Origin of the sequence: Neorhizobium sp. BT27B, assembly GCF_050455485.1 — a bacterium.
GTDB lineage: Bacteria > Pseudomonadota > Alphaproteobacteria > Rhizobiales > Rhizobiaceae > Neorhizobium.
Window position 1 is genome coordinate 245576 of the sequence record NZ_JBCIYT010000002.1, and the last position, 12216, is coordinate 257791.

Sequence of the window (12216 nt, forward strand, 5' to 3'; positions counted from 1 at the left end):
CTGCCGACATCTCCCCCGCAAGGGGGGAGACCAGCCCGCGCCTGCCTCGCTGACATCGCCTACTCGACGAACTCGAAAATTATGGTGCTCCACCCATGATCACCATCCTCACCCGCCGCATCCTCAGTCTGATCATCACACTCCTCGCCGTCTCGCTGCTGGTCTTTTCCATCATGAACCTGCTGCCCGGTGATCCGGCGGCGATCATGCTTGGTACGTCCGCCAGCCCCGACACGCTTGCCGCGCTGCAAAAGCAGATGGGGCTCGATCAACCGCTGCCTCTGCGATACCTCGCCTGGCTTTCCGGCATGTTGCAGGGTGATCTCGGCACGTCCTATACCTATAGCGTGCCCGTCGCCGGCCTTATCGTCGAGCGTCTCGCCGTCACGCTGCCGCTGGCACTGATGGCAGTGGTGTTGTCGGTCGCCATTGCCGTGCCGCTCGGCGTCACGGCCGCGCGTTATCGCAATGGGCCGGTGGATCTTATCGTCGGGCTGTTTTCCTATGCGGGCATCGCCATGCCGGCCTTCTGGGTGGGATTGCTGCTGATTCTGCTGTTTTCCTCAAGCCTCGGCTGGATGCCGGCGGGTGGTTTTCCCGGTTGGGATGCCGGTATCGGCGCAGGCCTGAAGGCGCTCGTGCTGCCCGCCGTGTCGCTGGCCTTGGCGCAGGCGGGTGTTTTGACGCGAGTTGCGCGCACATCCGTGATCGAGGTGATGAACGAGGATTTTGTCCGCACGGCGCGCGCCAAGGGACTGGGCGAGGGGGCCGCACTCTGGCGGCATGCGGTGCCGAATGCACTCATCCCGGTGGTGACCATGCTCGGCCTGCAATTCACCTTTCTGGTCGCCGGCGCGGTTCTGGTCGAAAACGTTTTCAACCTGCCGGGTCTGGGGCGGCTGGCCTATCAGGCGTTGTCGCAACGCGACATTATCGTCATGCAGAATGTCGTGCTGTTTTTCGCCGGCCTCGTCATCGTCATGAATTTCCTCGTCGATCTCGCCTATCTGGTGATCGATCCGCGACTGAGGGCGAAGGCGCAATGATGGCAAGGTTTTTGTATCGCCCGGTTCTCGTCACCGGCCTCGTCATCACGCTAGCTCTGGTTGCGGTAGCACTTCTGTCGCTGGTCTGGACGCCGGCCGTGCCGTCGAAAATGCAGATCCTGCTGAAGCTGAAACCGCCGCTCTCTGCCGGCCTGTTCGGCACGGATCAGTTCGGCCGCGATCTCACCTCCATGCTGATGGTCGGCGCCTGGAATTCGCTGTCGACGGCGCTGGTTGCGGTGGCGCTCGGCGCCAGTATCGGCACGGCGGTCGGTGTGTTTCTCGCTGCCCGTCGCGGTTGGGCGGAAGTCATCGGCATGCGCATCTGCGATATCATTTTTGCGCTGCCGCCGATCCTGTCGGCGATGATGCTGGGAGCATTTCTCGGGGCAGGGCGGTTCACCGCCATTCTGGCGATCGCAACCTTCATGGTGCCTGTTTTCGCCCGCCTGACATTTGGCGCGGCGCTGCAGATCTGGACGCGCGATTATGTCTCTGCCGCCATCGGCATGGGTCGTTCGGGGCTTGCCATCACCTTCACCCATATCCTGCCCAATATTTCCAACCAGATCATCGTGCAGGTGACCATCCAGCTTGGTCTCGCCATCCTCACCGAAGCGGGCCTGAGCTTTCTCGGTCTCGGCATGCCGCCGCCGGCGCCGACTTGGGGCCGCATGCTGGCCGATGCGCAGACCTATCTCGGTCAGGCGCCGTGGCTGGCTCTGCTGCCGGGGCTTGCCATCGCGCTTGCGGTGCTCGGCTTCAACATGCTGGGCGATGGCCTGCGCGATCTTTTCGACCCCAGAGAACAGAACTGAGCGAACAAAACTGATCCTTTTCACAGCGAAGATATTGCCATGAACGATCTTCTGAAACTGAGCATTCGCGAACTCGTCGGGCTTTTCGGCGAGAAAAAACTGTCTCCCTCGGAATACTGGCTCGCTGTCGAAGAGCGCGTCGATGCTTTTGAACCGCATGTGCAGGCGCTTTATCTCTACGATCCGCAAGGTGCGCGGGCGCAGGCGAAAGCGTCCACGGAGCGCTGGGCAAGGGGAGAGATTTTGGGCGCTCTCGACGGTGTGCCGGTGACGCTGAAAGAACTGATCGCCACCGAAGGCCAGCCGGTGCCGCTCGGCACGGCGGCGATCGAGTTGACCCCCGCTGCGGCCGATGCACCGATTGCCGCGCGCATGAAGGAAGACGGCGCCGTCATCTTTGCCAAAACCACATGCCCGGATTACGGCATGTTGTCCTCCGGTCTTTCCAGCTTTCATCCCTTGAGCCGCAACCCGTGGGACTTGAGCCAGAACCCCGGCGGTTCCAGTGCCGGTGCGGCATCTGCAGGTGCTGCCAGTTTCGGGCCTTTGCATATCGGCACGGATATCGGCGGTTCGGTGCGTCTGCCGGCCGGCTGGACCGGGCTTTTCGGGTTCAAGCCGAGCCATGGCCGCATTCCCGTCGATCCCTATTATGTCGGCCGTTGCGCCGGGCCGATGACCCGTACCGTTGAAGATGCCGCTTTCTCGATGGCAACGCTGTCGCGACCGGACTGGCGCGACGGCACCTCTCTGCCGCCGGAAAACATCGACTGGTTCGATCTCGATATCGACGTGAAGGGCATGAAGATCGGCCTGATGCTGGATGCCGGTGTCGGCCTTGCGGTAGAGGCGGAGGTGCGCGATGCGGTGATTGCCGTAGCGCGTCGTTTCGAGGAGGCCGGTGCCATCGTCGTTCCGGTCGAACCGGTGATGACGCGGACCATGCTGGACGGTCTCGACGTCTTTTGGCGGGCACGTTTTTGGGGAGACATCGAGGCATTGTCGGCTGAGCGGCGAGCGAAAATCCTGCCCTATATCCTTGAATGGGCCGAGGGCGGGGCGGATGTTTCCGGTGTCGATGCCGTGCGCGGCTTCAATCAGACAATCGAGATGCGAAAAGCCTGCGGAAAACTGTTTTCGATGGTCGATGCGGTGATTTCGCCGACCAATCCGATCGTTTCCTATCCGGCCGAATGGGCCTCGCCCACCAATGATCCGGCCAAGCCGTTCGAGCATATCGGCTTTACCGTGCCGTGGAACATGTCGGAACAACCGGCCGCCTCGATCAATTGCGGTTTTTCATCGTCGGGCATGCCGATCGGCCTGCAAATCGTTGGCCCACGTTTTGCCGATATGACGGTGCTGCGGCTCTCCAGAGCCTTCGAACGCTGGACCGGCGGCGTGCAGGCATGGCCGGAGCCGCCCGTTTCCATCTGATCGGTGCTATCGTCTCTGCCGTTGGAACAAAATCCGACACGCTGCGTTGACTGCGCGAACCGAAGACCGGATTGCCGTGCCTCGATACAGGCTGGCAGCAAGGGGTGGTCGTCGCGGGGGACGTATCGGCGGGTTTTCACCTGTCGGCAAATTTCCTGACATCGCCCTTTTCCGTTTTCGACCACGCGAAGATCGTCAAAGGAGAATGATATGGCGCCCGTAAATTCAACCAAGGATATTCCAGGCGAAGCCGCATCTGCTGTCTACGCGCAGGAAATCGAATTGCAGCTGGCTCAGCTGCGTGAAGATATCGCAGTTCTTGCCCGCACGGTTGCAGCCGCCGGTTCGCAGAAGGCCGAAAATGTCACCCGCCGCGTGAAGCGCGCCACCGACGAAGCCGCCGACGCTTCGCTCAACATTGTCGAAGCTGCGCGTGAACAAGCTTTGTCGCTGGAAAAGGATCTCGAGCGCCAGATCCGCACCAATCCGCTGCAGTCGGTTGCCATCGCCGCCGGCGCCGGCTTCCTGTTCGCCCTCCTGGCGCGTCGCTGATCATGGGGGGGCTGGCCCCTATCCTGGCATCGCTGCTTGCGGTTGATATCGGCGCGTTCACCAAGCGAATGCGCCGCAATGCCGTGCTGTATGCGATTGCGGGATTTTTCATGCTCACGGCCTATGCCGCAGGCGTGACGGCTCTCGGCATCTACCTGGCAACGATGATGCATCCGGCAGCCGCCGCAGCGGCGGTTGCGTTCGCGGCCTTCATCGTGGCGCTGATCTTTTTCCTGGCGATCATGCTGTCCAACCGGGCTGAACAGAAACGCCGGCGTCAGGCTGCCGCTGCCAACAGTGGCAAGGCGATGATGCTGACTGCGGCGATGTCTGCCCTGCCGATGGTGATCCGCTCGAAACCGCTGGCGGCCGTTGCCATTGCAGGTGGTCTTGCGCTGGTGCTCGGCAAGACGCTGGGTGGTTCAGGTCACTCCGACGAGAGCTGAGACCCATTATAATCACTGATCCGAAAAGGGACGCGGCATGGTTGCCGCGTCCCTTTTTTGTCGCCGTTTGGGGCGCAACATGTGCCCAGTGTGTCATTTTATAAAGACCCGCCCCGTTAGGGTGATCTAGACCGTGATGTGGCCTTGCCTCAAATCACCATCAGGATACCTGGAATTTGCTCGTTCTCATTGTCGATCCCGAATATCTCGTTGCTCTCGACGGCGAGCAGGTTCTGTCCGATGCGTTGGAATGCGACGTGCAAATTGCCATGCCGCGCGATTACCACGCAGCACTTGAGACCCATCGTTTCGATGTGGTGCTGATCGACGTTCGTGTCGTTCAGGATGATGTGGCCGATGCGGCGCAGCGTATTGCTGCGGCAGGCGCGAATGTGGTTTTGTCCAGCCTGTCGCATGTGAATGCCAACGGTTTTGCGGCATGGCCGGGAGCGCCGGTCGTTCTGAAACCGTTCGACGACAAAACCCTGATCGAGGCAGTAAAAAACGCCGCGACCAATGATCGCGACGTTTCGTCTCCTCCTGCGTAACTTTTACCGGCTTAGCTTCCGAAAGCGCGCGACGTGATCGCCGCGTCACCCGGATCTGGGCCGAAATCGCCTTCTCCGGAAACACCCAGCAATTCCTGCAGGCGGGTACGGGCGCGGCTGACGCGGCTCTTGATCGTGCCGACGGCGCAACCGCAGATCTCGGCGGCTTCTTCATAGGCAAAACCTGCGGCGCCGACGAGAACGATGGCTTCGCGCTGATCGTCCGGCAGCTTGTCGAGGGCTTTTCGGAAATCCTGCAGGTCAAGGCGACCATACTGTTCCGGGTGCACCGAAAAACGTTCGGAAAACAGGCCATCACTGTCTTGTACTTCACGGCCGCGCTTGCGCATCTGGCTGTAAAATTCGTTGCGCAGGATGGTGAAAAGCCAGGCCCGCATATTGGTGCCGGGCGTGAAGCTGCCCTGGTTGGCCCAGGCCTTCATGATCGTGTCCTGAACCAGATCGTCCGCCTTGTCGTGGCGGCCCGTCAGGGATACGGCGAAAGCGCGGAGATTGGGCAGGGAGGCAAGGAGGTCACGCTTGAAAGCGCGGTCGGCGAGTTCCTGCTCAGTCATTTTACATCCGCCGATTTCGCGTTTTTCTCAGCCTGTTCGAGGCGCTCGAGGAGATCGAGAAAGCGGTCGGGAATGCCTTCTTCCTGCACAGCATCATAAAAGTCACGCAGCTTGCGCGAGATTGCCGAGTTCGGAAGCATTGCGCCGGGCTTGAAATCTTTCGCTTGTGCTGTCGTCATTGTTTTTTCTTTTTTTCTGCTATCTTGTTCACTCATCACTCGGGCAGCCTGTTGCGATATCACTGACAACAGAATGCGCGACGACCAAAAAAGTTCCGTTACCGTCGGAACTTTTTTTGTCGCCGACCGTTTAAAGCCAGTTAGTTGCCCGCTGGGGCTCAGGGGAGAATTTATTTATGTCACTCACCACGCGCGTCGCGTCTCACCTTCCATACCTGCGTCGATACGCTCGTGCCGTCACCGGATCGCAGACATCAGGTGACGCCTATGTTGCCGCGGTCTTGGAAGCCTTGATTGCCGATATCTCGATTTTTCCCGAGACATCCAAGGATCGCGTTTCGCTGTATAAACTTTTCGTTGCGATCTTTGGTTCCACATCCATCGAAATCCGCCCGATCGAATCGCCTTTCGCATGGGAACAGCGCGCCGTCGCCAATCTTTCGTCGCTGCCGTCCAAGGCGCGTCACGCATTTCTGCTGATTTCGGTCGAAGGTTTCACCATCGAGGAAACCGCTGAAATTCTCGATATCGGTATCGATGAAGCGACCCAGCTTCTCGACGAAGCATCGCGCGAGATTTCCCGTCAGGTCGCCACCGACATCATGATCATCGAAGACGAGCCGTTGATCGCGCTCGATATCGAACAGATGGTTCAGGATCTCGGCCACCGGGTTACCGGTGTTGCACGTACCCACAAGGAAGCAGTGTCGCTGTTTCAGACCTCGCAGCCGAAGATGGTTCTGGCCGACATCCAGCTCGCCGATGGCAGCTCCGGTATCGATGCCGTCAACGAAATCCTGCGCACGTCCACCGTGCCGGTGATTTTCATCACGGCTTTCCCGGAACGCCTGCTGACGGGTGAACGCCCCGAGCCTGCCTTCCTCGTCACCAAGCCGTTTAACCCGGACATGGTGAAGGCGTTGATCAGCCAGGCGCTGTTCTTCAACGAGGCGGTCAAGGCAGCAGCCTGACCGGCCTGCGGGAATTGAGACAGATCAGGAACAATAAAGACATGGCGACGTTCTTTCGCGAAGCATCGAAAGGAAAGCGCCATGTTGTATTACGCTCTCGTATTTCTCGTGGTCGCGCTGATTGCAGGCGCTCTCGGGTTTGGTGGCGTGGCAGGAGCAGCGACGGGCATTGCCCAGATCCTGTTCTTCCTGTTTCTGGTTCTGCTCCTGATATCGCTGGTGCTCGGGTTGTTCAGGCGAACATGACATCTTATAAGAAATTCGCTTTATCATACGGATGCCGGCTCCCGGCATTCGGTACTTTCCTTCAGTCAGACAAGCAGGCGGGGTGATGCAGTTGTCGCATCAGCTGACATGGCAGCAGGCCGGTGAGAGTGACGACAAGCTCCATGGCTTCTTCATGCCCGCGCTTGTGGATCTCGGTGCCAGCATCATCATCCAGAATGCGGCGCGCGACTATCTGTTCGTGACCAACCTGCCCGGCGCATGGCATATCTCCAAAGATACGCCGCCGAACGATCGCAGTCTTTTCGGTGACGAGATTGCCGACAAGCTTTCGACCATCAAGGATGCGATCAAAAAGCCGGGCGACAAGTCGCATATCGAGATCGCGGTCGGCTCGGAAGATGTTTTCGAATTCCGCGTTCAGGCCGTCAGCATTTCACGCGGTGAGATGCATCTGGTGACGACGATCATCGACCGTTCGGAAGAACGTCACCGTGAACGGCTTTTGCGGGCGCTTTTGCGCGAAGTGAGCCACCGCTCGAAAAATCTTCTCGCCATCATCCAGAGCATCGCGCTGCAGACGGCACGTTATTCCGGTACGCTCGACGGTTTCCTGCACAAGTTCCGTGGCCGGCTTTATTCACTGTCGCAAAGCCAGGACCTGATTACCGATTCAAGTTGGCGCGGTGCTTATTTCCGCGAGCTGGTCGAGCAGCAGACCCAGAAATACCTGCCGGAGAACGCCCATCTCGTCGTCATCAAGGGCGACGATGTGCTGCTGACGCCGAATGCCTCGCTGCATATCGGGCTGGCTCTGCATGAATTGATCGTCAACGCCGTCAGCCATGGTTCGCTGCTCACCAGCCGCCGCGCCATCGAAGTGACCTGTAGCCGTAAGCTCGTTGACGGGCAGGACAGTCTCGAGGTTTCGTGGCATGAGAAACTTGATCCTTCGACTGACGAAAGCCTTGTCAACGAGGAAACCCTGAAGGGTCATTTCGGCAGTACCGTTCTGGAGCGTGTCGTTCCCGCCTCGGTCAACGGCAAGGCGCAATATGGCATTTCCGACCAGGAAATCTCCTACCGCCTGACTTTTCCGCTCGACGTCGCGGAATGAATTCGGTGGCCGTTTGCGGCCGTCGATCAAAAAATGATCTTCCTCGAATTTTTTCTGTGAACCGGCGGAACCATTATTGGGGACGTCCGTTATCACTACATCTGGAAGCGCCCCGTCCCCCGCCCTTCAAGCTTCCAGATAAACTCTTCATCCCCCTCGAAGAGACGATCTGGCTCGGTTTCCCCCGGAAACCGAGCCAGTTCTTTTTTGTGATCCCGAAAGCTACTGTGCATACGAAAAGGCCGCCCCGAGGGACGGCCTTTGTTTGTTCTGTGTGACTTCAGTGTTTCAGGGCGCGTGGATCAAGCGCATCGCGGATGGCGTCGCCGATATAGTTGACGCTCAGCACCGTGGCCGAGATCGCAAGGCCGGGCCACAGCACGCGTGATGGCGTCAGCTGCAGGAAGTTGGCACCGTCGAACAGAAGACGTCCCCAGGTCGGGAAGTCGGAGGGGAAGCCGAGGCCGAGGAAACTCAGCGCCGATTCCGTGATGATCGCCGAGGCAATGCCAAGTGTCGCCGACACCATGATCGATGACAGGACATTGGGCAGGATATGCCTCAGGATGATGCGATATTCCCGCATGCCGCTGGATTTGGCGGCCAGCACGAATTCCTGGGATTTTATCGCCAGCACATCACCGCGCACGATGCGGGCGGTGTGCATCCAGCTGGTGATGCCGATGACGAAGACCACCAGAAAGAAGATGCCGGTCTCTGGTCCGAAGGCACCGCGCAAGGTGTCGCGGAACAACATGATCACCACAAGCAGCAGCGGCAAAAGCGGCAGTGCCAGAAACAGGTCGGTGAGACGCATCAGCGGCCCGTCAAGCCGGCGGACATAGCCGGAAAACAGGCCGACAATGGTTCCAAGGAACAAGGCCAGCAGCATGGCGGTGAAACCGACGGCAAGCGAGATACGCCCACCGGCCAGAACCTGTGCCAGCATATCCTTGCCCAGATTGTCCGTGCCGAACGGATGCGCCAGCGACGGCCACTGGTTCTTCTCGCGGATATTGAGGGCATTGGGCGCGACGGTGTGAATGTAAGGACCGACGAAAACCGCCAGAACGATGAAGATGAACACACCAAGCCCGATGACACCGCCCCTGTGGGCGCGGAACTGGTGCCAGATATCGCCAAAAGCGGATCGGGCGGGCGTAGAGGCCACGGTTGGTGTGACCGGCGTGGTGGTTGCGATTGTTGCATCAGTCATAACGGATCCTCGGGTCGAGAATGCCGTAAAGTACGTCGGCAATCAGGTTGAAGAGGACGATCAGCACCGCAAAAATGAAGGTGAGCGTTTGCACCAGCGGCATGTCGGCACCCTGTACGGCGGTGATCAGCAATTGGCCCAATCCATTCACGCGGAAAATCTGCTCGGTGATGATGGCGCCGGAAAAGATCGTCGGCACACCAAGCGCAATCACGGTGACGACCGGGATCAGGCTGTTGCGCAGCACGTGAACCAGCAGAACGGCCCTTTCCTTGACACCCTTGGCGCGGGCCGTGCGGACATAATCCTGATGCAGGTTGTCGAGCATGGAGGCACGCACGAAGCGGGTGATCTGCGAGGCGTTGTAAAGCGCCAGCACCGCAACGGGCATGACCATCTGTTTCATCTGCGCCATGAAGCTGGCAAAATCCGTGACCCGCAGATTGGTGTCGTAAACCGACGGGAACCATTGCAGGTAGGAGGAGAAAATCACGATCAGCAGCACGCCGGTGAAGAAGGTCGGGACAGAATAGCCGACCATCGAGATGAACGTGCCGATCTGGTCGAAGATCGAATACTGCTTGTAGGCCGAGATGACGCCGATCGGGATGGCGATCAAGATGCCGAACAGATAGGCGAGGCCGACGACCCAGAGCGTCTGCGGCAGGCGCTGGACGATGAGATCGACCACCGGGCTGCGCGTCGCCCAGGACAGAACCCGCATGCGTTCGCCATCGCCGAACTGCCAGCCGGTGAGGCTTTCAAAAATGTTCAGCGGTTCATTGATGAAGAATTGCTGCAGCCATTTCATGTAGCGGATCAGGAAGGGCTGATCGAGGCCGAGCGAGGCGCGGATCTGCTCGCGCACTTCCGGCGGAATGGTGAGCGGCAGGTCGCCGGTCGGGTCATTTGGCGCCAGATCCAGCAACGCGAAGATCACGAAGCTGATGACCAGCAGGGTCGGGATTGCAAAAAACAATCGCCGCAACGTGTATGTGAACATTCAGGGTCTCCAGGCTGCAGCGCGGCCGACGCCATGTTGCCGTCTCGGGCATGGCTGCAGATTTACAAGACCGCCGCATCATCCAATGACGATGCGGCAGTGCGGAGAGAGTGCGGCCGGGCCTTCAGCGACATGCGCGACCCGGCAGCGAGCATTACTTCTTGCGAGACCAGTCTGCGATGTTCCAGACCTGGCTGTCCCAGGAATTCATCTTCACGCCTTCGAGCGTGACGGAGAAGGACGACTGGTCGCCACGGTGGACGAGCGGGATATGCGCACCTTCTTCGGTCAGCATGTCGTTCAGCTGCTTGGAAAGTTCGGCGCGCTTTTCCAGATCGGCGGTCTTGGAGAGCGTGCCGACCAACTTGTCGAATTCCGGGTTGCAATAACGGGGAATGTTCTGGCCCTGCCAGCCGTTGGCCGGTCCCGGCATCTTGTCGCACAGCCATTCCGCCAGATATTTTTCCGGGTCGGTGCCGTCGAAATTGTTCGTGTACATGATGACGTCGGAATAGAACTTTTGGAACGTATCGGGGCTTGCCGGATCGCCGCCGAAGAAGACGGAAGCCGATGCGTTGCGCAGTTCAGCGCCGACGCCGATCTCCGCCCACATGGCCTTGACCAGTTCCTGGGTTGCCTGACGCACCGAGTTGGTGGAGGTCGAGTAGAGGAAGTTCAGCTTCACGCCGTCCTTGGCGCGAATGCCATCGCCACCCTTTACCCAGCCGGCATCGTCGAGCAGCTTGTTGGCGGCTTCGAGATCCTGCTTCAGGCACCAGCTGTCGTTCTTGGTGGAGGCGACCGCCGCCGGTGCGGGAACGATGTTGCAGGTCGGCTTGCCGGACTTGCCGTAACCGGCCTCGACGATGATGTCGCGGTCGATGGCAAGCGAAAGCGCACGGCGCACGGCCGGGTCCTTGAGGGCCGGGTGCGGGCCGGCTTCCGTGGTGGAGCGCTTTGCGCCCAGCGCCGGATCAGGGTTGGTCCAGTTGAGGTTGATGCGTTCGGTCTGCGTGCCGAAGGAGATTTCGAGGCGACCCTTGCCGGCGGCCATCATGGTTTCCAGCACTTCCGGCTCCACCTGGGCGTTCCAGGCGTAATCGTATTCGCCGGTTTCGAGAACCGCGCGCGCAGCGGAAGCCGCGTCACCGCCGCCCTTGAGCGTGATCGAGGCGAAGGCCGGCTTGGCGGCATCGCGATAGTTCGGATTGGCCTTGTAGGTGATGACGTCGTTCGGCTTGAAATCGGTGACCATGAAGGCACCGGTGCCGATCGGGCCAAAGTTTGCGGCCGTGCAGCCCGGTGCCTTGGTGCCGAGGCAATCCTTGAACTGGGCGGCCTGAATGACCGGAGACTGGGGGCCGACAAAGGCGGAATAGGGGTATGGCTTCGGCTCTTCGAAGGTGATCCTCACCGTATGCGGATCGACGGCCTCGACATTTTTCACGCCTTCATACTGGGCGCGCTGGGCGCAGCCGCCATCCGGCGTCGTGCAATATTTCCAGGTGAAGATAACGTCTTCTGCGGTGAAGGCCGTGCCGTCCGACCATTTGACATCGGGCTTCAGCTTCCATGTCATGCTGAGCAGATCTTTGGCCACGCCGCCGTTTTCGACGGTCGGGATCTCGGAAGCGAGCCACGGTGTCAGCTCGCCTTTTTCATCGGTGCGGGCCAGTGGTTCGATAACGATGGAGGAGGCGAGCACTTCCTTGGTGCCGGCCGAAAGGAACGGGTTCAGTGTCGACACGGCCTGCCAGAACAGGATCTTCAGATCACCATCCGTGCCCCGTTCGGCATGAGCCGTTCCGCCCGCCAAGGCGAGCGCGGCCACCGTGCCGGCCAGAAGCATTTTCACGTTTTTCATTTGCCATTCCCCTTGTTGTTCTCTTATGAGTTGCAAATATGAACATGTGCTGATGTATATTCAGCATGCATGACGACCATAAGGGGCTGTTGTTCAAGCCTCTGCTTTTAAAGTCGAAATGCCGTTACCATTCCTCCTTGCCGGCTTGTGTTCAGTGGCATGATCACCGTGTTCCCATTCGTTAGTGATCAAATTTTGTGCCATCCAAGCACGGGCCTA

14 protein-coding genes are annotated in these 12216 nt (G+C 59.4%); 9 read left to right on the plus strand and 5 right to left on the minus strand.

Annotated elements, in window-relative coordinates; translation table 11 throughout:
• Positions 1-95 precede the first annotated feature (95 nt).
• From AAIH70_RS06610 to AAIH70_RS06635, 6 genes are all read left to right on the plus strand, one after another.
• Positions 96-1046: an ABC transporter permease gene (locus AAIH70_RS06610; RefSeq protein WP_132271401.1), complete on the plus strand. Its 951-nt coding sequence runs from the start codon at positions 96-98 to the stop codon at positions 1044-1046.
• Positions 1046-1864 carry an ABC transporter permease gene (locus tag AAIH70_RS06615; RefSeq protein WP_132271402.1) on the plus strand — a complete coding sequence of 273 codons (819 nt, stop codon included), beginning with the start codon at positions 1046-1048 and terminating at the stop codon, positions 1862-1864. The genes AAIH70_RS06610 and AAIH70_RS06615 overlap by 1 nt, the downstream gene beginning before the upstream one ends.
• 39 nt (positions 1865-1903) lie before the next feature.
• Complete coding sequence (locus AAIH70_RS06620) at positions 1904-3301, plus strand: amidase (RefSeq protein WP_132271403.1); 1398 nt, start codon at positions 1904-1906, stop codon at positions 3299-3301.
• 210 nt (positions 3302-3511) lie between these two features.
• Positions 3512-3853 carry a DUF883 family protein gene (locus AAIH70_RS06625; protein ID WP_132271404.1) on the plus strand — a complete coding sequence of 114 codons (342 nt, stop codon included), beginning with the start codon at positions 3512-3514 and terminating at the stop codon, positions 3851-3853.
• Between the two features lie 2 nt (positions 3854-3855).
• Complete coding sequence (locus tag AAIH70_RS06630) at positions 3856-4299, plus strand: hypothetical protein (protein ID WP_132271405.1); 444 nt, start codon at positions 3856-3858, stop codon at positions 4297-4299.
• Between the two features lie 176 nt (positions 4300-4475).
• On the plus strand, positions 4476-4847 hold the full coding sequence (locus tag AAIH70_RS06635; protein ID WP_132271406.1) for a hypothetical protein: 372 nt from the start codon (positions 4476-4478) through the stop codon (positions 4845-4847).
• 11 nt (positions 4848-4858) lie between these two features.
• Here AAIH70_RS06635 and AAIH70_RS06640 read toward each other — a convergent pair whose 3' ends face one another.
• The gene (locus AAIH70_RS06640) at positions 4859-5422 is read right to left on the minus strand and encodes an RNA polymerase sigma factor (protein WP_132271407.1); all 564 of its coding nucleotides are present in this window, start codon (positions 5420-5422) and stop codon (positions 4859-4861) included.
• Positions 5419-5601: a NepR family anti-sigma factor gene (locus tag AAIH70_RS06645; RefSeq protein ID WP_132272517.1), complete on the minus strand. Its 183-nt coding sequence runs from the start codon at positions 5599-5601 to the stop codon at positions 5419-5421. The genes AAIH70_RS06640 and AAIH70_RS06645 overlap by 4 nt, the downstream gene beginning before the upstream one ends.
• 176 nt (positions 5602-5777) lie before the next feature.
• Here AAIH70_RS06645 and AAIH70_RS06650 point away from each other — a divergent pair, with 176 nt between their 5' ends.
• The 3 genes from AAIH70_RS06650 (at position 5778) to AAIH70_RS06660 (ending at position 7914) form a co-directional block, all read left to right on the plus strand.
• Positions 5778-6572, plus strand: a complete 795-nt coding sequence (locus AAIH70_RS06650; RefSeq protein WP_132271408.1) for a response regulator — start codon at positions 5778-5780, stop codon at positions 6570-6572.
• 81 nt (positions 6573-6653) lie between these two features.
• Entirely contained in the window at positions 6654-6818 is a 165-nt protein-coding gene (locus AAIH70_RS06655) for a DUF1328 domain-containing protein (RefSeq protein WP_132271409.1), read from the plus strand.
• An 85-nt stretch (positions 6819-6903) separates the two neighbouring features.
• Positions 6904-7914: a sensor histidine kinase gene (locus AAIH70_RS06660; protein ID WP_132271410.1), complete on the plus strand. Its 1011-nt coding sequence runs from the start codon at positions 6904-6906 to the stop codon at positions 7912-7914.
• A gap of 280 nt (positions 7915-8194) precedes the next feature.
• Here the strand turns inward: AAIH70_RS06660 and AAIH70_RS06665 are convergent, their stop codons facing one another.
• The 3 genes from AAIH70_RS06665 to AAIH70_RS06675 form a co-directional block, all read right to left on the minus strand.
• On the minus strand, positions 8195-9130 hold the full coding sequence (locus tag AAIH70_RS06665) for an ABC transporter permease (protein ID WP_132271411.1): 936 nt from the start codon (positions 9128-9130) through the stop codon (positions 8195-8197).
• Positions 9123-10133, minus strand: a complete 1011-nt coding sequence (locus AAIH70_RS06670; RefSeq protein ID WP_132271412.1) for an ABC transporter permease — start codon at positions 10131-10133, stop codon at positions 9123-9125. The genes AAIH70_RS06665 and AAIH70_RS06670 overlap by 8 nt, the downstream gene beginning before the upstream one ends.
• 154 nt (positions 10134-10287) lie before the next feature.
• Positions 10288-11997: a peptide ABC transporter substrate-binding protein gene (locus AAIH70_RS06675; RefSeq protein ID WP_132271413.1), complete on the minus strand. Its 1710-nt coding sequence runs from the start codon at positions 11995-11997 to the stop codon at positions 10288-10290.
• Positions 11998-12216: the final 219 nt, after the last annotated feature.